An 812-nucleotide genomic window follows, 5' to 3' on the forward strand; every position below is an offset into this window, starting at 1 on the left:
AGCCAGGTGGCGAGCAGCGGGAAGAGAATAAGGATGACGAGGCGGATCAGGTCGGTGATCACGAAGGGCAGCACGCCGACGAAGATCGTCGACATGTTGACGTCCTTGATCACGCTCTTGATCACGAACACGTTCATGCCGACCGGCGGGTGGATCAGGCCGAGCTCGACCGTCATCACGATGATCACGCCGAACCAGATCGGATCGAAGCCCAATGCCGTCACCACCGGGAACACGATCGGCACGGTCAGGATGATCATCGCCATGGCGTCCATCAGGCAGCCGAGCACGAGATACATCAGAAGGATCAGCGCCAGCACGCCGTAGGCGCCGATGCCGAGGCCGGTCAGGAACGTGGTGACATGCTGCGGCGTCTGGGTGATGGTCAGGAAGTAGCCGAAGCACAGCGCGCCGATCAGCACCGTGAACACGGCGGCCGCGGTGCGCGTCGCCTGCAGCAGCGACTGCAGGATGCCCTGCCCGTTGAGCTTGCCGCGCGCGATGCCGATCACAAACGCGCCGACCGCGCCGACCGCGCCCGCTTCCGTCGGGATGAACAGCCCCCCATAGAGCCCGCCGATCACGAACACGAACAGCAGCAGCGGCGACCACACGTCGCGCAGCGCTGTGGTGCGTTCCGCCCAGCTGCTCTTGGGGCCAGCGGGCAGGAAGCCAGGGCGCACCCGGCCGATGATGGCGATGGTGATCATGTGCATGGCGATCGCCAGCAGGCCCGGAATGATGCCGGCAACGAACAGCTTGCCGATGTCCTGCTGGGTGATGATACCGTACACGGCGAGCACCGTCGACGG

1 protein-coding gene is annotated in these 812 nt (G+C 64.9%); it reads right to left on the reverse strand.

Annotated elements, in window-relative coordinates; translation table 11 throughout:
- Positions 1-812, reverse strand: an 812-nt coding sequence (locus AB4Z37_RS32960) for a TRAP transporter large permease (RefSeq protein ID WP_441520877.1), incomplete at both ends; no start/stop codon positions are given.

This window comes from Bradyrhizobium sp. 2TAF24, assembly GCF_052115025.1.
In the GTDB taxonomy this organism is placed as follows: Bacteria; Pseudomonadota; Alphaproteobacteria; order Rhizobiales; family Xanthobacteraceae; genus Bradyrhizobium_A.